The sequence below is a fragment of the Vibrio sp. MA40-2 genome (assembly GCF_047302445.1).
GTDB lineage: Bacteria > Pseudomonadota > Gammaproteobacteria > Enterobacterales > Vibrionaceae > Vibrio.
The window spans coordinates 143,396-164,495 of sequence record NZ_CP178627.1 but is presented as its reverse complement, the minus strand read 5'-3'; the positions used below and the strand labels follow the sequence as shown (position 1 = coordinate 164,495).

Genomic DNA, 21,100 nt, shown 5'->3' with positions numbered 1-21,100 from the left:
TGTTTATGCCAACTTAAATTTAGAAACATTGTGTTTTTGTTGTTCTGATTGCGCTTTCAATTGCTGGCTAGCTTGTTGATTTTGTAACGCTTCGTTACTGGTAGCTTCGCCTAGCTCGACAATATTATGCATACTTGAATTAATTAATGCCGCGACAATCAAGCGATCTTCAGCAGTATTAGCTATTTGCTGACTGCTGTCTAATATTTGCCGTAGCACGTCATCTATCTGTATTAATTGCTGTTCATTTTTTTCGGTCTGAGAGAAACAGCTGGAAGCCATCTCTTCTCCCTGTGTTAAAATAGTGACGGTTTCATCAGAAGAAACTTGTAACATTTGAATCACTTCTCGTATTTTAACAGTAGAATCTTGAGTGCTACTCGCCAATGCCCCCACTTCATCAGCAACTACAGCGAACCCTCGCCCTTGTTCACCGGCTCTTGCAGCTTCGATAGCAGCATTTAAGGCAAGTAACTTAGTTTGTTCTGCAATGCCTTTAATTACATCTAAAATTGAACCGATATCATCCGACTGCTGTTTTAATTGAATACCTTTTTCAACTGACTCTCTCATCGCTTTTTGCAACGAGATCACTATATCGTGAGTAATTTTAACATCATCACGGCCAGAACTAACCAAGCGCGACATTCCATCTATCTCATCTCGAGTGTTATTAGCAAGAACAGACACTTCTTTGATGCCAGCTTCCATCTCTTCAACAGAATCGGCAACCGATTCAACCTGAGATTTTTGATCACGAATTAATGTGCGAGTCGTTTCGCTAGACGATAAACCTGCATCGGCACCACTCGCCAATTGCATTGCATTGCTTACCACTTCACCAATAATTGAATTCAGCTGTATTGTTAACGCGTTAATTTGCTGTGCAATTTGACCAAATTCATCTTGCGATTTTATCTCAATATTTTCAGAAAAATCACCACTAACCAATTTGTTCAAATGGGCCAATGTCCGTTTTAATGGACCATTGATGCTTTTTATCACACTCCAAATAACGATTATGGAAATAATTACCGAGACACCCAATACCAATACCATTTGTAAAGACGCATTATTACTGCTGTTTTGCGCGGTAACTTTGGCATGATTAATTTTGCTACCAACTAGCGCACTGGCCTCTTCCAATAACACCAGTACATTATCGGTTCTTTCATTTATGGTTGCTAATTGCTGATTTTGTTTTTCTAACAACGCGATACTAGTAGACAAAGTAGCAAACAGGCCCTGCTTATCAAACGCTTGGTCAATCAAATCATAATATCCCACCAACGAAAAATTACTCTCTGGAATAATTGCGGTAATTTGCTCACGTTTGGATAGCATGGCTTGATGATGAATTTTAACTTCTGATAAATAGCCTTCTTGCTGCTGTTGAGACTTAGCAAAAAATGCTTTCTCAAGCGACCGACCTAGCATGTTGCCTGCACTTTGTAATCCTTCTGCTAGCCACACTATGTCAGGGCTGACAGACTCAATAAACATTTTGCTGTCATCGGAAAAGAACTCCCATTCATTAACAAAATCATCAACTTTTTCTTTTTGCAACGTATCCGCAGCAATCCACTGCTCTCGAATTTCAAATTGGTCGCTTACCGCTTGAAGTAATAAATGCGATGCCGAATCTACCTCAGCTAGAACCTGTTCAACATCTTGATAGCCAGCAACATTGGCTTGTAGTGCGAGCGTTGTTTGTTGATAAATATCGAATAATTTTTGTGTTTTTTGGTATAAATTCGTTCTAGCTTGCTCATCTAAAGAGGCGCTATGTAAACTCACTAAACGAGATATATTTAGGACCACCCCAGATAACTGGTTGGTTTTTTCTGCCATTGGTGCCAGTTGATCAACCGTTTCATCTAAATGCGCTTCTAGCTGCCTAATATTTTTTTGCCCGATCAGTGCAGTCGTGACGATCAAGAGAAACAGAACAACAAAGCCAATAAGAATTCTTTTAATCACAGATAGATGCATAACCAATCAGACTCTCAATAAAATTAACAATATTCAAACTAATATTAGTCACTATATCGAATAGCACTCGGTTTAATATAATTTCTGTATCTCATTTAGTTAAGAAGTGTGAAGTCAATTGAATTAATCATACAAATAAGCACAACATGAGATCTTTTGCTTGTTTTGTTACCAGTAAGTTGCACATTGGTAAATCAATCAATGAGTACTTAGACCGATTTCATCCTTGATCTATAAAATTATCTTGTTACATCAACCATTAAAACTGTAATAATAGTAAATGTAACTTAACCCATTCACTAGGATCTTTGTCTATGCGCGCCTTTGTTTTACGAGCTCGATCTGCACCGACTGACAGTCAACAACTTCTCGCCGCTGTTGGTAATGAAGCTCACACTGAAATTTTAGCTCATACTCTGATGAACGCTATATTCGTCGCACAATCTCACCGAGAAGATGTGGCCGTATATTTGGTACTGGAAAGTACTCAAGACTTCTCGCGTACCATTTGCTTTAGCGCGAACGACATTACTAATATTGGTGGTTTTCATGAGCAAGCTTTGCTAACAAAAATAGCTCAAGCACTAGATGTATCAAAGGGAATGGCTAAAGAACAGCAACGACAGGTTGATGAAGGGGTAACCGTTCGCACCATTAGTTTTGAGAGATTAGTTCAAGAACTCTCGCTCGACTATCAACTGTTTATGATGGATAAAAAAGGTACGCCAATCAGAGAGCAAACTTTTCCAGAAAACAGCTGTTTCTTATTAACCGACCATATTCCAATGCCTAAAAAGAGCTTTAATAGCCTAAAACGGTTAGGTGCACAAAAAATCAGTCTAGGCCCAAAAATGTTATTTGCTTCTCAATGCGTGGTATTGATCCACAATGAACTGGATCTACAGCAATAAAGCGCTACTTAATTAATTGCTATAAATCAATTAGTAGCTAATTAATAGATAACGGTATAACACTCATTAACAAATTCGCATAACCCAGTAGATAAAACAACCCTCACTTCAACATAAACTTGCCATCGAATTTACTTTGAAGTGAGGTTTAACTTTTAACTTCGGATGCTAGGTTCGGTACAGTACTTTCACCACATGCCAGCCAAACTTAGTTTTAACAATGAAAGGGCTGAGTACCTCATTTTTAAATACCGCTTTATCAAAGGGAGGCACCATTGAACCTTGACGAAATTCGCCTAAATCGCCGCCTTTTTTTCCTGATGGGCAAGTAGAATGTTTTTTTGCTAACACATGAAATTTAGCGCCTTTGTTAATTTGGGCCAAAATGTCTTTCGCCATCGATTCATGTTTCACTAATATATGCAACGCTGCTGCCGTTCTAGCCATAAGTGATTCCTTAAAAAATAGCGCTTAATTTTACTCAAATAAGGGAAAAAGTGAATGTTATTGTGGTTATAATTGCAGATTAACAAAAATAATTACTGAGTCGCGTCCACTTATTCACTATGATAAGTGCCAGCATGGTAATACATTTGACCATTGGAATAAATCTAGCCACTGTCGTACGGTAGGAAAATACATGAAAAGCAAAGCCAATCAATCTCAAGGGATGTTATTGTTCAAACTCTCAGTACAACAACAGAGCTTTGCTATTGGAACATTAAAAGTACGTGAAATTGTTCCCTATTCGCCCACCACCAAAATTCCTTACTCTCATCATCATGTGATAGGAACCGTTACTATTCGTGACATTACTGTACCTGTTATTGATATGGCAGCAGCGATCGGCTTCAGACCAATAGCTAAGCAAGAGTATGATAACTGTTACTTAATCGTGACCGATTGTCTTCGAACTGTGGTCGCTTTTATGGTTCGAACTATTGAAAAAATTATCGATTGCGATTGGCATAACATCGAACCCTCTCCAGAATCGACTGGCCCTAATGTTTTTGTTACCGGCATCACGCGTTTTGAAGATAAAATCGTACAAATGCTCGACGTAGAATTATTGCTATCTAAAATCTATCCACAAGACGCTTCTGCTCGCATACCTATTTTGACTGACGTAGAACGCGAACGTTTAAAGCCATTAAACATATTGCTAGTGGACGATTCTAGTGTTGCAAGGAAACAACTATCCGATGCATTAGACAGTATCAATATTAGTTATTCTGTATGTAATAATGGAATTGATGCACTAGATCTAATGAAGAATTATGCAAGCGAAGGTAAACCTGTCGATTTATTGGTCAGCGATATAGAAATGCCGGGACTCGATGGCTATGAATTGGCCTTTGAGGTGCAGAATGATCCATTACTCAATAAAGCTTATCGGATACTGCATACCTCGTTATCCAGTGAAATGAGCGCAGATAGAGCACATCAAGTTGGTGCCCATGAAGCATTAACTAAATTTGATGCAACAGAGTTGATACAAGCAATGCTGCGAGGCGCAGAAAAAATTCAAGTTATAGAAAACTAGTCTTTTCTCTCTAATAAAATGATTGCAGTTGCATTAAAGCGACAAGCGAACTAAACCCTAAGAACATAGATTTACTATGTTCTTAGGGATAATAAGCTTCGTCACCACATCTGCATCTTGCAAGATAACGGCTATACCTTAATCTGAATATTATTCATCGAGATCGAGCAGTTTAGTACTGCCGCCGTGTGCTTTTTCGCGTTTCCTCTGTATAACGGCATAGAAGCCTGGAATTAGAAATGTTCCTGCTAGCAATACACAAAGCAAGCCACCGACTAATGATACCCCTAACGAGTTCTGACTAATATGACCTGCACCAGACGCAAAAATTAACGGCGTAATACCAAGGATAAATGACCACGACGTCATATTGACCGCTCTAAAGCGCAATTTACCGCCATTGACCGCAGCTTGGTCTAGTTCTACTAACTTGTCTTCTCGTTGTTGTTTAGCAAACTCTACGATAAGTATGGCGTTCTTTGCTGCTAGAGCGATGAGTAAAACTAAACCTATTTGGGCATATAAATTTAGCGGAAGACCCACTAAATTCAACCCAAGGAAAGATCCTAATGTGGCTACTGGCACGACCAAAATAATCGCAATTGGGATCGTCCAACTTTCATATTGAGCAACCATAAATAAGTAGATAAAGATCAGAGCTAAAGCAAAGGCATAAATTGCCTGATTTCCCGCTTTAACCTCTTGATAGGCCATTCCTGTCCACTCATATTGATACCCATAAGGTAAGACTTGCTCGGCGACTCTATCCATTGCAGCTATTGCATCACCACTCGAATAGCCATCGGCTGGTTGTCCTTGAATAATTGCAGCTCGATACATGTTATAGCGCCACGCAACATCAGGCTCGAATACTTGCTGATAAGAAACCAGAGTACTGAGCGGGATCATATCGCCTTTAGCAGAACGAACATGGAATCGATTTAGGTCATCCATACTGCTTCTATAGTCACTATCCGCTTGCAACGTTACCCGAAAGTTTTTACCAAACATGGTAAAATCATTAACGTACAGAGAACCTAGGTTACCTTGTAACGTTTGAAAGATTTCACCCAATGAGATACCAAGTTGCTTGGCTTTTTGTCTATCAATCTCGACATTAAAGTGTGGAACATTCGCTCTAAAAGTACTAAAAGCGTGTTGAATTTCTGGTTGCTGATTAGCTTCTTGTATAATTTGCCCCATCACTTGTGCTAGTTCGGTACGGCTTCTACCTAGTGTATCTTCTAGGACAAACTCGAAGCCAGATGCAGCACCCATTCCGGGAACAGCGGGAGGACCAAGCGCAAAGACTACCGCTTCTGGCAATGTCTGTGCCGCGGTAACGTTAAGCCGCTCTGCAATAGCAAACGAAGAATTTTCGCCAGACAATGCTTTTCTCTCTTGCCACGTTTTAAGTTTAACAAACAAAGTCGCGCCATTGGAGGCGGCTGCACCGGTTAACAGTGCATACCCATTGGCAACCGTTACCGCTTCAATTCCCGGCTCTTGTTGTACAATTTCCATCAATTTTGCGGTGGTCTCTTCGGTTCTAGAAATTGATGCCGAGTCTGGTAACTGCACATTAACTAACAAAATACCTTTATCTTCTTGCGGAACAAAAGCAGTAGACGTGCTGGAAGTGAAATAGCTTAAAGCAGCTAAAGCAATGATAAAAGCACCAGCTAGCAATACAGTTTTCTTCACTAAAAATCCGGCTATTTTTCCATATCGAGTGGTAACGTTATCTAATCCTCGGTTAAAGGCTTTAAACCAACTCGACGTATTATCACCGCCCTGCTTTAACACCAAAGAACAAACCGCTGGTGATAACGTCAGTGCATTAATAGAAGATATAACGACTGAAATACAGATAGTTAACGCAAACTGACGATACATAATGCCAGTGATTCCTGGCAACATCGCTACAGGTACAAATACAGCCAACAGGACCAATGTTGACGTTATAATTGGTCCTGTGACTTCTTTCATAGCCAAGAGTGTCGCTTTTGCCGGCGTAAGTGACGGATCTTTCTTCATTAGTGTATCGACGTTTTCTATCACTAAAATCGCATCATCCACCACAATGCCAATGGCGAGAATCAAACCAAATAACGTTACCGTATTAATGGTAAAGCCAGCAATTAACATTACGGCAAATGTACCTATTAAAGAGACTGGAATCGCCACCACTGGGATCAATGTGGCGCGAGCACTACCTAAAAACATATAGGTCACAGCGATAACTAGTAAAACGGCTTCGATTAAGGTTTTCACAACACCTTTTATCGATTCGGCAACAAAAACGGTCGTATCATAACTGGTTTCATACTCCATTCCGTCGGGGAAATTGACACTCATTTGTTCAAGTAATGCCATTACTGCTTCACCACTTTCTAGTGCATTAGCATCAGATTGCAGTGACAATGTTATGATTGAGGCATCTTGGCCTCTGAATGTGCCTTGACCATCATAAGACTTTTTACCAAGTTCTAACCTAGCCACATCCTTTAAGTAAACCGTTGAGCCATCATTGTTTGATCTCAATATCACCTGCTCAAATTCTTCAACCGTCTCAAGTCGTCCTTTAGTAACAAGGTTAAATTGTACTTCTTGTGCATTATTGAACGGAGGTGCACCAACTCGTCCTGCGGCTACTTGCACGTTTTGTTCGGCAAGCGCGGCACTCACATCCGAGGTAGTTAACTTTAGGTTAGCCATTTTATCTGGGTCTAACCAAACACGCATAGCAAACTCTCCACCACCAATCACGCCAACTTCACTAATACCCTTAACCCGTGCCAATTGATCTTTTACGTTTAAGTTAATGTAGTTGATCAGAAATTGGTCGTCATAACGACCATCAGGAGAGTAAAAGTTCAACACCATTAAGATATCAGGTGAGCGTTTTTTTACCGTAACACCCACCATACGTACTTCTTGAGGCAATTTGGACTCAATTTGAGTCACTCTGTTTTGAACGTTGACTTGAGCCATATCGGGGTCTGTACCAACATCAAAGGTAACGTTCAAAGAATACGAGCCATCATTGGCACTTTTTGAAGACATGTAAATCATGTTTTCAACACCGTTAACTGACGACTCTATTGGGTCAGCGACGGCTTGTTCGACCGTTTCTGCACTTGCGCCAGTATAGAACGCTGTAACACTGACAGAAGGCGGACTAATTTTTGGGTATTCGGCTACGGGAAGCTGAGTTAATGAAATCACACCCGCAAGCGTAAGAATAATAGAGATGACCAGTGCAAACTTTGGCCGTTGGATAAAAAATCGACTCAGCATGATTATAATTCCTCACCAACTACGTTTGCGCTATTGCTCACTTGCTCAACTCGTACTTCGACACCATTTCTAATCCGCTGGAGTCCTTTAGTAATGACATGATCATCTGGATTGAGACCATCGACAATAATCGATCCATTTTCGATCTGTTTACCCAATTGCACATTTCGGCGCTCTGCTATATTTCCTTCTGTTAACAACATAACAAAGTCACCTTGTAAATCACTTTGCACCGCTCTTCTTGGAATCGTGATCAGCTCAACTGCATTTTTTTCCTGAATATTGACCATAATGTGCTGCCCAGGCAGTAACACTTCCTTAGGGTTATCAAACTTAGCACGCATAGCTAACGTTCCCGTAGTCGTGTTAATGCGATTATCGACAAAGTCTATGTAACCCATCTCGTCATAAGGTTTACCATTTTCCAAAGTCACTTGTACTTCGACTTTATCGGCCGCCCCTTCACCACTGCCATCAATCTCTTCCATTCCCATCAGCAAGCGCTCTCTTTCACTCACAGTAAAATTGGCATTAACAGGATCTAAACTAACGATGTTGGTCAATGTGCCAGAAGATGGCGAAACTAAGTCACCAATACTTACATAACTTTCGCTGATTCTTCCTTCAAACGGTGCTCTGATACTGGTATATGACAAGTTAACTTCTGCGGCATTGAGCCCGGCTTTGGCTGATTGTAATTGTGCTTCTGCTCCTAACTTAGCACTCGTTAATGCATCATATTCTGATTGAGATATATTGCCCTTCGGCAGTAAATTTTTCCCTCGTTCAAAATCTAATGTGGTTTTTTTAACGTTTGCTTGCGCTAATGCAACCGCAGCTTTTTCACTTGCCACTTGTGCCTGATAAGAAGAAGGTTCAATTTCAAACAATAATTGGTCTTTTTCAACCATCTGCCCTTCTGTGAAATGACGTGACCTAAGATAACCAGAAACCTGAGCCGTAATGGAAACATCTTCAACCGCACTCACTCTTGCTACATAATCTTGATTTCGATGATAAGAAATCACCTTTATTTTTTCTACAGAGACTAATGGGGTAACAGAGCCGACTTGTCCAGTAGACGATTCATCACAGCCAACCAGAACCGCGACACTGGCCATAGCCAGTAGAAGTGTTTTCTTACTCATAGAATAACCAACCATATAATTTGAACGGAATATTACAAAAGTTAACAATAAGCTATCCTTGTAGGGGTAATGTCCGAGCTATATAAGAAAGTCACAGTTATATGTTTCAAAATATTTCAAAGTAAGATTTAAAAAGCCGTTTATAATTAATTGCTTCCAATAAATAAACGGCAGTTATTAAACATAACATAAATCCAAAAAAACAAGAGTCCTATTCGTACCTATGCCACCCCATGACCTTTTGAAGCAACCCAAATTCGATACCATTGTTCTCGGCTAAGTTTAATTTTTAATCCGTCAATTGCCGTTTGAACTCGCTCTATTTTACCTGACCCAATAATTGGAACCGGCTTTGAGGGTAATTGACAAACCCATGCATAAATGACTTGATCAATGCTTTGCGCACCAACTTCGTTCTTAATTGCATCCAGTTCATGTCTAACTCGTCTATCTTGTTCCGACTGCCCCGAAAAAATTCGTCCACCTGCCAAGCAAGACCAAGCCATTGGCCTAATCCGTTTAAGTTGCATTTGATCAAGTGTTCCATCATCGACTACATCAAAATTGATCGGGTTAATTTCTACTTGATTGGTCACTAAAGGCATATCTAGTCGAGATTGTAAAAGCTCAAATTGACTCGGAGAATGATTAGATACGCCAAAATGGGTTACTTTACCGGCTTGTTTTAATGTATGAAATGCATTGGCCACTTCATCCGCATCCATAAGTGCATCTGGTCGATGGATCAATAACACATCGATATTTTCAACATTGAGTCGCTGTAATGAATTGTCGACAGAACTGAGAATGTGAGCCGTGCTTGTATCGTAGTGATTAATTTTTCTCTCTGGTACGCTAGCGCTGCAAAGATTGATAGCACACTTAGTGACCAATTGAATACTATCACGTACCGACTTATCCAACGCTAACGCTTCGCCAAATAGTGCCTCACATTGATAATCGCCATAAATATAGGCATGGTCTACGGTAGTAACTCCTAATTCAATATGCTGTTTTAAAAAAGTTAACCGCTGTTGTGGCGACATTTCCCATTCAGCTAAACGCCAATAGCCCTGAACTAACTCAGAAAACTCCGGCCCTTGTGGTGCAATACACACTTTAGCAACCATTAAGTCGCCTCCTCATGTTAATACAAAAAATAAATAACAATGCATTCTGAAAAATCTTGCGTTCATTCTAAAACTGAAAAATTGCATCATAGTCGTAAACACACTGGTTCAATCAGTCAGTTTATCATATTGCTTGCAAGCCGTTCGATGTTAAAGCATCTGCATGGCCATCAAATAAAAGCAGCTAATCAGCAGCAACCAATTACCAAACATCTTCAAGTTGAACTAAAAATATAGTGATATAGATCACGTTTTTATATAAATAAGCGTAAAAAAATAATTTTTTTAAAATTTAATTTGAACTATTTTCATAATCAAAAAATTATTTATTTTGTATAAATAACAATTATTTAATAACAATAAAAATAAAATAAATCGATTTATTTTTGCTTTTATTTCGTTTTACTAGCCTACCCAATCACATCAGCGTTAAATCGATATTGAAAGTCGATATATCACGACATTAACATTTTGGTACTCAACCTATTCATCCCTCTGGATAGGTATTTTTAAAGTATTAATTGCTGATATCTGTATTGACTTCCCTTAAATATAATTAAAACATGCAATTCATAGGATGAATAAAATGAAAAAGACACTGCTTGCTTTCGCTATCGCTACCATTACTACAGGTGCAAATGCAGCGAATCTTTACAGCGACAATCAAAATTCACTCGATTTAAAAGGTGAGATTGATGCATATTTAAGCACTTCAGAACTAAAAGATGCATCTACAGGCAACTACAAAAATGATCCAGATGTGGATGTTTGGGCTAAAGTTCAGGTAGACGCAACGCATAAATTAAATGACTCAGTTACGGTTTTTGCTTCGTTTGAAGTTGAAAACGGCGTAGGATTTGGATCAGACAGTAGTGAAGATAAAGATGTGACTACTGATGATGAGTACATTGGCGCTACATTTGGTGAAAACCTTGGTTTCGCTGTTGGTGAAATTGGTGATTTTGGCGATTCTCTTGACGCAATCATTATCGATAACACTAACGAAGGTGTAGGTTATGTAGATGATGTTGCTGGTCGTTTTGAATCAAAAAGTCATGGTATCTCATTTAAATATAATACTGATAGCCTAACATTGATTGCAGATACTTACCTATCAGCAGCAGAAGACCAAGATGCCGTTTATGGTTTATCTGCTTCATATGACATCGCAGATTTCAACATTGGCGCATCTTACCAAGATCGTGGTAACCGTGGCACTTATGATACAACTAACACTGGTGACAACGACGTTTACGGTATCAAACTGGGCTATAGCTTCAGCGACTTCTCTATTGCATCACATTACGTTGTTGAACAAGTCAACAGTGTTGATTACGAAGTAGTGGGTCTTGCGGCTGACTATACTATGGATGACGTAAGACTTTATACTTCAGCCTATGTTGCTGACGCAGATGGTTCTTCTGATGAAGTTACTACTTATACACTAGGTGCAGACTACGCTTTCTCTGAAAACCTACTAGGTTTTGTTGAATACTCTGCTGCTGACAATACCGGTTATGAAAAAGATGCGGAATACTCGCAATCTGTTGCTGGTGTTTACTTCACTTTCTAAAAATTCTTTCTAATCAAATATTAGATAGCATTGAAATATCGAACGCTTACCATCAAGGTGAGCGTTTTTTTTATTAATCATAAATGTGCCAGTAAGATCAAATCTTACTCAACAAGTACGGGTGCTCAACTCGTAAATACTTTATCATCATTATGAGTTTTACCGCGAAGCTATCCAAGGCTCGATGTATTATTGATTGCTTATTACTTATTACTTATTACTTATTACTTATTGTGTACTGTGTACTGTGTATTACGTATTTTTGCGATTTATCTATTGAGGAGAAAGCCATGTTAACTAAACCGTTAGCCCTATTTGTTAGCTTATTGCTTATTACGTTTTCAAGTTTAGCGTCACACCGAGCGGATACCGGATGGCATAAAATTGAACAGGGTGCCATGTTGGTTGATGTTAGAACTGCCGCAGAATTCAATCAACAGCACTTAGAGAATGCTATAAATTACCCGCTCAACAGCATAAATATCGCGTTTAATGAAATCGACAAAGATCAAGCAATTGTCGTTTACTGCCGCAGCGGCAACCGTTCTGGTCAAGCGAAGAAGATACTGACCTCTCTCGGGTTTAAAAATGTACACAATGCCGGTGGATTAAGTGAGTTGTTACAGGCGAAATAACGGTATGTACAACCTTGAGGAATTAGATTATCTGTCTATTACCCTTGCGGGAATTTGAGAGGTCTTACCAACGAATCAAGGCCTTCGATTTTAAGCGCCAAACACAGCTGCATAAGTTCTCCCAATTCTCCATCTGGAAATTGGGATTTATTCGCAAACCATAATAGGTATTCTTCAGGTAAATCTATCAGCATTCGACCAGCGTATTTACCAAACGGCATTTGAGTCCGTGCGAGTTTAATCAAGTTTTCTTTCTGTAACACGATATTGCTTATCCACTTTACAAGAGTATAGAAACAATTATAACTAAATTTCAATGTAGCGTTTAGCCACTCGCTTAGTTAATTTTATTGTAAGTTCATACGGGATGGTACCAACCGCATTTGCAACTAATTCAATTGGTAATTGGTTACCCCAAAATTCAACCTCATCACCAACGTTATCTTCACTGTTTGCGCCCAAATCTACCGTGATCATATCCATAGATACGCGACCAACAATTGGCACTATTCGTCCATTGACCCAAACAGGTGTTCCTTCTGGAGCCAGGCGCGGGTATCCATCACCATAACCTAAAGCCACAACACCAATTTTAGTATCATGCTTCGAGAACCAATTCTCGCCATAACCAACCGGTTGATTCGCTTTATGTTCACGAACTGAAATTAGCTTTGACTTCAATGTCATCACCGGTTGCAGATCTAACTCTTTTCCTGTTTTATCATCAACTGGCGAAATACCATAAAGCGCTATTCCTGCCCGCACCACATCAAAATGAGAGCTAGGCCAAAATAAAATTCCAGCCGAATTAGCGATCGACTTTTGGCCTTTGTAATCGGCCAATAATGAAGAAAACGCACTGATCTGCTCAGGTGTAGACGAAGATTCTAAATCATCAGCGCAACTAAAATGACTAATAAAATTAAGTTCACCATCAAGATTATTCGATAACTGTAAAGACTGAATAAATTCTGGTAATTGTTCAGGAGTAACGCCGACTCTATGCATACCAGTATCAAGTTTCAGCCATACTTTAACGGGTTTCGCCAACTCGGTAGATTGAAAATATTCAAGTTGTTGTTGATGATGAATAACCGTTTGAAATTGATATCGAGATGCATCTTGTAAATCGTCACGATTGAAGCACCCTTCTAGCAATAATATATCGCTTTTAATACCCAGATTACGTAATTCAATTGCTTCTTCTATTCTGGCAACCGCCAACATATCAGCACCTGGCAACGTTAACGCGACGTGCTTCGCACTATGGCCATAAGCATCACCTTTCACCACAGCGACTACGGGTTGATTGTTACACATAGATTTGAGAAGACGGTAGTTATGTTGCAATGACGATAGGTTGATAATTGCTTCCGCAGTAAGCATAAAAACTCCAATTCTAGGCAAAAGCCTACTTCCTTCAGAATGCCGACCAGTATTCCGAAGGGAGTAGTTAAGTTAATTAATTAAGTTCGGTTTTTACTAAAATAGCTCTTTGTTAGTTTAAACACCACTGGGCTCAAAACTGCAAGGGCGATAAGGTTAGGAATCGCCATCATTGCATTGAGCGTATCACCCAATAGCCAAACAAAGTTTAGTTCCATCAACGCGCCAATAGGTAAGGCAACGATAAAGATGATACGGAATGGTAAGACCGCTTTTGCGCCAAATAAGTACTCTGCGCAACGCTCACCATAAACAGACCAGCCAACGATAGTAGTAAACGCAAACACAGCTAAACTAACCGCGACCAAATAACTACCACCAGGAATAACTTGACCAAAAGCAGCCGACGTTAATGCCGCACCAGACTCTCCACTTGTCCAAGCACCAGAGATAATAATAACCAAACCTGTAATGCTACATATAACTAATGTGTCGAGAAACGTTCCTAGCATCGCGATTAACCCTTGACGAACTGGGTCATCCGTTTGTGCACTTGCATGAGCAATAGGAGCCGAACCCAAACCCGCTTCATTAGAGAAAACGCCACGGGCAACACCAAAACGAATGGCCATCCAAACCGTCGCGCCTACAAAACCACCTTCTGCAGAAGCCGGTGTAAATGCATGTTCAAATACCAATGCAAAAGCAGGAATTATAGCACTCGCATTCATCAGCAATATCGCTACACCACAAACGATATACGCAACCGCCATCACAGGAACTAACGCACCGGCAAATCGGCCAACACGCTTTAAACCACCCAGTATTACCCCTCCAGCTAGAACCATTATAATGAGGCCAACAATAAGTGGCGAAAAGGAAAAATTAGATTCTAAAACTTGAGCAATCGAGTTTGACTGCACCGCATTACCGATACCAAAACATGCAACCGCACCGAAAATCGCAAATAACGTACCCAACCAAGACCATTTTTGTCCCATACCGTTAGTGATGTAATACATTGGGCCACCAACATAGGTTCCTTTGTCGTCTTTCTCTCTATATTTTACTGCTAATACCGCCTCAGCATATTTGGTTGCCATACCCAAAAGTGCTGTGAGCCACATCCAAAATAATGCACCAGGGCCACCGATAAAGACCGCCGTTGCAACACCAGCGATATTCCCTGTACCGACTGTAGCCGACATCGCAGTCATTAATGCTTGGAAAGGCGGTATTTCACCTTCGCCGTTTGATGCTCGGCCATTCCACATTAACTTAAATGCTCTTCCTATATTAAGAATAGGCATAAACTTCAGGCCAACGGTCAAGTAAATACCGACACCCAAAATAAGCACCAACATAGGTACACCCCAAACGATACCGTTAACCTGACCTATCAGTTCGGAAATAAATTCCATCTTATGTTCTCCTGTTATGCAACTTTTAAAAAGTTCCTTTCAGTCATAAAGCAATTAGCAGACCAAGCATAAGAAACTATTGAATTAATATCTCTTAGAAAGGATTACCAACGCAGTGAAACAACAATAAACCTAGGCTGCAAGTCGAATTGTTGCTACCCAGAGACGAATGCACAGACAATAACTCTAGATTAGAACAATAAACTAGAATTTAACTCTAAACTAATCTTGATAAAAAATAGAATATTGAAACGCAATAAATAGCGACAACCAAAAATTCAAAACAGATTTAATCACTAGTAAGTTAGCAGTAACACCTAGCCATGGATCACAATGGTGCAACAATAGACAAAAAAGAACCAAATTAGTGCAACGAACAAGGTGTTTATGCTGGTAAACTTCTAACTATCCTTTTTTAATAATATTTTTTTGAACTATTTAACAGCCAATATTGTCATTATTCATCTAGATGAATGTTTTGCTTTTTAAGCAATATGACAAAATTATATATTTCAAAATTAATCTTGATTTCAATTCATTTATCTGCACCGAAATCAAAATTGGCATTTAAAGCTGAATTTTGAATATTATTTGGAATTTTCGCTAAATATGAATTTTGACAGTAAAAAACAAAACCTGTGCCACTTTCTTTGCTGCCGCTACTTTGCTAGATGAGTAAACTAATATTAATTTACGCTTTTCTGCATTGTTGTCACGGATTTTGCAGTACTTACTAACACAACCCCAACTATCACTAAAGTTATAGGAATTGCATTGAGGTAACAAACGAGTAAAACCGTATGAATATAGACAGACTATACGATTAAGGTGAATACACGTCGTCAACCACAAAACAACTTCAAAGATAGCTAGTATAAACTTAATTACGTACAACGGAGTATTCAAATGGAACTGAAAAAACCTTATCTACTTTTTCTTGGTGACGCAGCAGATCCACTGGCGGCAAAGGTCGCTCAAGGTATTAAAACCTGGCACCCAGAATATTGCGTCGGTCAATATCGCTTACCAACCTGTAATGCTGATTGTGGACTTGAAGATTTATCGATTCAAGAAGCAGTTAAGGCAGGAGCACAAACTTTAGTAATAGGTGTTGCAAACCGAGGCGGTGTTATCTCTGAAGAATGGATTAGTATTCTTATTGAAGCACTAGAATCGGGCTTAGATATCGCATCAGGTCTGCACAATAAATTGAGTGACATCCCTGTACTAGTATCTACAGCAGAAAAACATAACCGTTCGCTTTTCGATGTTCGTTATCCTACCCAAAGCTACCCAGTAGCAAACGGTAAAAATCGCCAAGGGAAACGACTATTAACCGTTGGTACCGATTGCTCATGTGGCAAAATGTATACCTCCCTTGCCATCGAAAAAGAGATGAAACAACAAGGTTTAAATGCTGATTTCCGCGCGACAGGTCAAACCGGTATCCTGATTGTTGGTGACGGTGTGAGTGTTGATTGCGTAGTGGCCGACTTCATTGCTGGTGCCATTGAAACTATTTCGCCGGAAAACAGTGCCGATCACTGGGACGTTATTGAAGGACAAGGTTCACTTTTCCACCCTTCATTTGCAGGTGTTACTACTGGATTAATACACGGTGCACAACCTGATGCATTAGTACTATGTCATGAACCAACTCGAACGCACATGCGTGGACTGCCTGACTATTCAGTACCTGAAATTAAAGCTTGTATGGAAGCGAATCTAGCCACGGCGCGACTCACTAATCCTAACGTCAAGTTTGTCGGTATATCAGTCAACACGTCGCAACTTGATGAAGATGCAGCTCTTGAATTTATGGCTAAAGTAGAATCAGAATTTAATCTTCCAGTGGTTGACCCATTCCGTCAAGGTGTTAGCCGAATAGTGAGTACACTCAAGGAGGTCTAATGCAAATCAGCTTTAAAGTTAAAAGTTGGCCAATTAGAGGAAGTTTCACCATTTCTAGGGGAAGCAAAACTCAAGTGGACGTCATCCAAGTTAAAATTGTTCACAATGGCCTGGTGGGACGCGGAGAATGTGTTCCATATGCACGTTACAACGAATCGATCGACAGCACGCTAACGGAACTTGAAAACGTCCTTCCAACCCTAAAACAAGGCATTAGCCGCGAAGCATTGCAATCGTTACTGCCTTCTGGAGCAGCAAGAAACGCGGTTGATTGCGCGTTATGGGATCTAGAGTGCAAAGAGAATAATCAAAGTATATGGGATAGAACAGGCGCAACTTCTCCCCCTGAACGCTTGGTTACCGCTTTCACATTATCTTTAGATACACCAGAGAAAATGAAGCAAGTAGCAATCGACAATGCTTTTCGCCCTTTATTGAAGTTAAAACTCGGTGGTGGAGAAGATTTAGCACGAGTGGCAGCGGTTCGAGAAGGTTCGCCCAATGCAACCATTATATTGGATGCAAATGAGGCGTGGACACCAGAACTTTATCAACAACTGATACCAGAGTTGGTTAAATTAGATGTAGCGATGATAGAGCAACCTTTTGCAGCAGGAAAAGATCAAGCGTTAGAGTCGCTACCAAGACCTATTCCAATTTGTGCAGATGAATCGTGCCATGACAGAGCGAGCCTTGAACAGATCATTGGTCGCTACGATATGATTAACATCAAAATCGACAAAACCGGTGGATTAACCGAGGCACTAGCACTCAAACAACAAGCTCAAGAAGCCGGGTTACAGGTGATGGTTGGCTGTATGCTTTCAAGTTCATTAAGTATGGCTCCAGCCTTTGTTGTGGCGCAAGGTGTTGACATTGTTGACCTTGATGGGCCATTACTGTTGAGTGAAGACATTGAGCATGGTTTCACATTTGAAGATAGCTTCATGTTACCGTTTTCATCAGAACTCTGGGGTTAATGGAACCCAGAATTAATAGATTAGGAAAAAATTATGCAACGTACGGTTTACTTAAATGGTGAGTATTTACCTGAATCTGAAGCGAAAGTGTCTATTTTCGACCGAGGTTTCTTATTCGCTGACGCTATTTATGAAGTGACAGCAGTTGTCGATGGCAAGCTATTAGACAACGACGGACATGTGGCTAGGTTAGCTCGTTCATGCAATGAGCTCGACATGAAAAATCCACTGACTGCCGATGAGCTGGTCAAGATTCAAAAAGAACTTATTCGTCTTAATGATGTACAAGAAGGCGGCATCTACCTTCAAGTTACACGTGGTTCTACTGGCGATCGTGATTTCGGCTATCCTGAAGACGCAGAACCAACTGTTGTTCTATTTTCACAAGCACGCTCGGTAGTTGACTCTCCTAAAGTGAAAAAAGGAATTAAAGTCATTTCAATACCAGATATTCGCTGGAGACGTCGTGACGTTAAAACCACATCTTTGCTCGCTGCCTGTATGGGAAAACAAGCGGCAAAACTACAAGGGTGCGATGATGTTTGGTTAATCGAAGACGGTTTTGTTACTGAAGGTGGGTCAAGCAACGCCTATATTGTGACTCAGGACAATACCATCGTCACTCGACCGTTAAGTAACGATATTCTGCATGGTATTACTCGAGCATCGCTTATGAAAATGGCATCTAAAGCAAACCTTGTTATCGAAGAAAGATTATTCACCATTGAAGAAGCCTACGCAGCGAAAGAAGCCTTTATTAGTTCGGCTTCTACCTTCGTTTGGCCTGTTGTGGAAATTGATCATAAACCGATTGGCGATGGAACACCCGGTCCCGTTGCATTACAGCTAAGAGAAATTTATGTTGAGCTAGCGAAAGCATCGGCTTGCTAAAAGCCCTGCTTATTCACGTACCAGTTAGCTAATTATGTAATAATATGACGATTTGATAACCTCATGTTAATACCAAGTAAATGAAAATTTACAACACATTGTATTACAGGAGCCGGATAGGCTCCTTTTTTAATGCCGCAAAACTCACATAATACAAATTTTTTACCTAGCGCTCTTTCCTGATTCATCAAACTAAGTATACTGTCCGGTCATTTGGCACCTATTAAACTAAAACCAGCCAAATTGATTATTTTTTAGACAGAGAATTATTCCAAGGAGAGAAAATGGAAATGTTAGAAAGTTTTTTCGGGGTTATCGGTGACCTCACATGGGGGTGGTCATTAGTGCCCTTCCTGGTTATTTTTGGGTTGTTTTTTACCATAGTAACTGACTTTGTACAGTTTCGGTTTTTCGGACGTATGTTCAAAGTATTATCAGCAAAAAACCAAACTGCAAGCAAAGACAAAATTTCTGGTCGTGAAGCACTTTTATTGTCTGTAGGTGGTCGTGTTGGCGGCGGTAACATCGCTGGTGTAGCCGTTGCAATTACCCTTGGTGGTCCAGGTGCCGTGTTTTGGATGTGGGCAATAGCATTAGTAGGCATGGCAACCAGTCTGGTTGAATGTTCTCTCGCTCAACTATACAAGCGTAAAGAAGGCAACGAGTTCCGTGGTGGCCCAGCTCGCACCATTATTCATGGCTTGGGAGAAGATTATCGTTGGTTAGCCTATGTTTTAGCGGTTTGTCTTATCGCTTCTTTTGCTTTCGGTTTTAATGCATTCCAAGGCAATACTGTTGCTGGTGCGGTACAAGACAGTTTAGGTATTGATCGCATGTACACTGGCGTTTTCTTAGCTATCGTAGTTGGTTTTATCATCTATGGTGGTATTAAACGTATTGCAAAAGCAGCTGATGTAGTCGTTCCTGTTATGGCAATTGCTTATGTTGCTATGGCCTTGGTTGTTATTCTTACTAACATTACTGAAATACCAGCAATTATTATTAATATCGTATCCAATGCATTTGGTATTGAAGAAGCCGTAGGCGGTGGCATGGGAGCGGCTTTAGCGCAAGGGCTACGCCGTGGTTTGTTTTCTAACGAAGCCGGTCTTGGTTCCGCGCCTAACGTAGCTGCTACTGCTGACGTAACGCACCCTGTAAGCCAAGGTATCACTCAGTCTTTATCTGTATTTATTGATACTATTGTGGTTTGTAGCTGTACTGCTTTTGTTATTTTACTTGGTGACGTTTATGTACCAGGTGCGGAAGGAATTGATGGTGTTGTACTTACTCAACAATCTTTGGTTTCTCACTTCGGTGCATGGACCCAATATTATCTAACTTTTGCTATTTTACTGTTCTCTTTCAGTTCGGTTATTTATAACTATTATTTAGGTGAAAACGCACTAACATTTATGACTAAGAGCCCAATGGCGGTACACGTATTACGTATACTGGTAATTGCTATTGTCTTTGTTGGTGCTGTTGCACCAGGCGCGACAGCGGTGTTCTTCTTCTCAGACCCATTAATGGGTGTGTTGGCTATCGTTAACTTACTTGCTCTAATCATGTTGTTCCCGACAGCTACACGCTTAATCAAAGATTATAGAAAGCAGCTTAAAGCCGGTATTGAACATCCTGTACTTGACCCTAGTGAGTACACCGATTTAGATATTGATACAACTGCATGGGTGAAGAAAAACTAAGTCATTAGTATGTAAAAATATTTATATATCAATACATTAAGGCCAGATCATTTATATAATGACTGGCTTTTTTTATTCTATTTGAGTAAATATTGGTCGGAATTAAAGCCATCTAGCCTAGTAATAATGAGCAAGTACAAATTAACATTATAGATGTGAAGGTTAAAAAAATTTTACATGCCGCTTGAACCTTTACAATGTAAGATTACTTTACAAATACAAGAGGCTTTACAATCATTCGGTTATTTACCAACGCGCAATGCTTTACGAATTCAAGAAATGCAACCCTTGGCAGGTGCAATTAAACTCATCTAAAGCAAACCATGTTTTATCAACTTCATCTCGAAGGTAGAGTTTGCCGTTAGTATATTTAAACTCGTGGGTTTTGTGGTCATGGTCGGTGTAAGATAATCGAATATCATTTGGACAAGCGCTGATTATTGAAACTTTACTGGCTTCTGCATTAGTCACATCAATAAATTTATCAAACGCTTCTTTTATTTGATAACGCATTATTCCTTCCCTCCAACATGATATTTAACGATATAACTGGCTCAATTTTACTCGAAGCAC

17 protein-coding genes are annotated in these 21,100 nt (G+C 39.9%); 8 read left to right on the top strand and 9 right to left on the bottom strand.

Annotation, left to right across the window (positions count from 1 at the left end; translation table 11 throughout):
- Window positions 1-3 precede the first annotated feature (3 nt).
- Window positions 4-1,980, bottom strand: coding sequence for a methyl-accepting chemotaxis protein (locus ACLKML_RS00595; RefSeq protein WP_413283161.1), 1,977 nt, complete (start codon window positions 1,978-1,980; stop codon window positions 4-6).
- Window positions 1,981-2,306: 326 nt separating this feature from the next.
- On the opposite strand from ACLKML_RS00595, the gene trmY reads away from it, so the two are divergent.
- Window positions 2,307-2,903 carry a tRNA (pseudouridine(54)-N(1))-methyltransferase TrmY gene (trmY, locus tag ACLKML_RS00590; protein WP_413283160.1) on the top strand — a complete coding sequence of 199 codons (597 nt, stop codon included), beginning with the start codon at window positions 2,307-2,309 and terminating at the stop codon, window positions 2,901-2,903.
- Between the two features lie 168 nt (window positions 2,904-3,071).
- Here trmY and ppiC read toward each other — a convergent pair whose 3' ends face one another.
- Window positions 3,072-3,350, bottom strand: coding sequence for a peptidylprolyl isomerase PpiC (ppiC, locus tag ACLKML_RS00585; protein WP_413283159.1), 279 nt, complete (start codon window positions 3,348-3,350; stop codon window positions 3,072-3,074).
- A 193-nt stretch (window positions 3,351-3,543) separates the two neighbouring features.
- On the opposite strand from ppiC, the gene ACLKML_RS00580 reads away from it, so the two are divergent.
- A complete protein-coding gene (locus tag ACLKML_RS00580) occupies window positions 3,544-4,446 on the top strand; it encodes a chemotaxis protein (protein WP_413283158.1) in 903 nt (300 codons plus the stop codon).
- Window positions 4,447-4,596: 150 nt separating this feature from the next.
- Here the strand turns inward: ACLKML_RS00580 and ACLKML_RS00575 are convergent, their stop codons facing one another.
- The 3 genes from ACLKML_RS00575 to ACLKML_RS00565 form a co-directional block, all read right to left on the bottom strand.
- Window positions 4,597-7,746 carry an efflux RND transporter permease subunit gene (locus ACLKML_RS00575; protein ID WP_413283157.1) on the bottom strand — a complete coding sequence of 1,050 codons (3,150 nt, stop codon included), beginning with the start codon at window positions 7,744-7,746 and terminating at the stop codon, window positions 4,597-4,599.
- A gap of 2 nt (window positions 7,747-7,748) precedes the next feature.
- Complete coding sequence (locus tag ACLKML_RS00570; protein ID WP_413283156.1) at window positions 7,749-8,894, bottom strand: efflux RND transporter periplasmic adaptor subunit; 1,146 nt, start codon at window positions 8,892-8,894, stop codon at window positions 7,749-7,751.
- Window positions 8,895-9,115: 221 nt separating this feature from the next.
- A complete protein-coding gene (locus ACLKML_RS00565; protein WP_413283155.1) occupies window positions 9,116-10,024 on the bottom strand; it encodes an aldo/keto reductase in 909 nt (302 codons plus the stop codon).
- Between the two features lie 586 nt (window positions 10,025-10,610).
- On the opposite strand from ACLKML_RS00565, the gene ACLKML_RS00560 reads away from it, so the two are divergent.
- Window positions 10,611-11,597, top strand: coding sequence for a porin (locus tag ACLKML_RS00560; protein ID WP_413283154.1), 987 nt, complete (start codon window positions 10,611-10,613; stop codon window positions 11,595-11,597).
- A gap of 290 nt (window positions 11,598-11,887) precedes the next feature.
- A complete protein-coding gene (locus tag ACLKML_RS00555) occupies window positions 11,888-12,232 on the top strand; it encodes a rhodanese-like domain-containing protein (protein ID WP_413283153.1) in 345 nt (114 codons plus the stop codon).
- Window positions 12,233-12,270: 38 nt separating this feature from the next.
- Here ACLKML_RS00555 and ACLKML_RS00550 read toward each other — a convergent pair whose 3' ends face one another.
- From ACLKML_RS00550 to ACLKML_RS00540, 3 genes are all read right to left on the bottom strand, one after another.
- Window positions 12,271-12,495: a DUF3820 family protein gene (locus ACLKML_RS00550; protein ID WP_413283152.1), complete on the bottom strand. Its 225-nt coding sequence runs from the start codon at window positions 12,493-12,495 to the stop codon at window positions 12,271-12,273.
- A 43-nt stretch (window positions 12,496-12,538) separates the two neighbouring features.
- Complete coding sequence (alr, locus tag ACLKML_RS00545; RefSeq protein ID WP_413283151.1) at window positions 12,539-13,618, bottom strand: alanine racemase; 1,080 nt, start codon at window positions 13,616-13,618, stop codon at window positions 12,539-12,541.
- Between the two features lie 80 nt (window positions 13,619-13,698).
- The gene (locus ACLKML_RS00540) at window positions 13,699-15,039 is read right to left on the bottom strand and encodes an alanine/glycine:cation symporter family protein (RefSeq protein ID WP_413283150.1); all 1,341 of its coding nucleotides are present in this window, start codon (window positions 15,037-15,039) and stop codon (window positions 13,699-13,701) included.
- Between the two features lie 906 nt (window positions 15,040-15,945).
- On the opposite strand from ACLKML_RS00540, the gene dgcN reads away from it, so the two are divergent.
- The 4 genes from dgcN (at window position 15,946) to ACLKML_RS00520 (ending at window position 20,527) form a co-directional block, all read left to right on the top strand.
- Window positions 15,946-16,950: an N-acetyltransferase DgcN gene (gene dgcN, locus ACLKML_RS00535; protein ID WP_413283149.1), complete on the top strand. Its 1,005-nt coding sequence runs from the start codon at window positions 15,946-15,948 to the stop codon at window positions 16,948-16,950.
- Window positions 16,950-17,930 carry an N-acetyl-D-Glu racemase DgcA gene (dgcA, locus tag ACLKML_RS00530; RefSeq protein WP_413283148.1) on the top strand — a complete coding sequence of 327 codons (981 nt, stop codon included), beginning with the start codon at window positions 16,950-16,952 and terminating at the stop codon, window positions 17,928-17,930. The genes dgcN and dgcA overlap by 1 nt, the downstream gene beginning before the upstream one ends.
- Window positions 17,931-17,963: 33 nt before the next feature.
- A complete protein-coding gene (locus ACLKML_RS00525; protein WP_413283147.1) occupies window positions 17,964-18,821 on the top strand; it encodes a D-amino-acid transaminase in 858 nt (285 codons plus the stop codon).
- A 284-nt stretch (window positions 18,822-19,105) separates the two neighbouring features.
- On the top strand, window positions 19,106-20,527 hold the full coding sequence (locus tag ACLKML_RS00520; protein ID WP_413283146.1) for an alanine/glycine:cation symporter family protein: 1,422 nt from the start codon (window positions 19,106-19,108) through the stop codon (window positions 20,525-20,527).
- A gap of 264 nt (window positions 20,528-20,791) precedes the next feature.
- Here ACLKML_RS00520 and ACLKML_RS00515 read toward each other — a convergent pair whose 3' ends face one another.
- Window positions 20,792-21,040 (bottom strand): hypothetical protein, encoded by a 249-nt coding sequence (locus ACLKML_RS00515; protein WP_413283145.1) that lies wholly within the window; start codon window positions 21,038-21,040, stop codon window positions 20,792-20,794.
- Window positions 21,041-21,100 lie beyond the last annotated feature (60 nt).